Genomic DNA, 432 nt, shown 5'->3' with positions numbered 1-432 from the left:
CCTTTCTTGGGGAGCCGAGTTTATCGACAAGGTGAGATTAGGCTCGTTCTCCATGGCGACAGCCCGCAATGCCATAGAAAAAACTGGCAGCCACGCTGATACGAAGCACATGCCGCCAGACATGAAGACAATGCTCGGAAACACGGGAGCCCAAAAGAGCATTAAAGGCATACTGAACAGCGCCAGAAAAATGGTTCCTATCATCACAGAAATGGGGGCATCCACAGACACTGAAGGTGGCATCTCTGGGATAAATCGCGTACGTGCCACAGTGAAAGGGGTGCGAACCACATCAAAATTTATGGCCGACGCGAAGAGATTTTCCGCGCTGGGTAAAGCCTTCCACTCGATGCGAGAACCGCAAGCAGATTTTTTCCTTCGCCATCTGCTTCATTTCGACGGCGGTCACCCAGAGGTCGTTGTGCCCACACC

The 432-nt window shown here is 52.3% G+C and carries 1 protein-coding gene; it reads left to right on the top strand.

All coding sequences use genetic code 11. The features are described from left to right. Positions 1-52 precede the first annotated feature (52 nt). A partial coding sequence (locus tag KJQ99_RS11390) for a hypothetical protein (RefSeq protein WP_214150730.1) occupies positions 53-432 on the top strand: 380 nt, incomplete at its 3' end.

The organism is Campylobacter sp. 2018MI13, from assembly GCF_018501135.1.
Taxonomy (GTDB): domain Bacteria; phylum Campylobacterota; class Campylobacteria; order Campylobacterales; family Campylobacteraceae; genus Campylobacter_E.
This window is presented reverse-complemented; position numbering and strand designations above follow the sequence as displayed.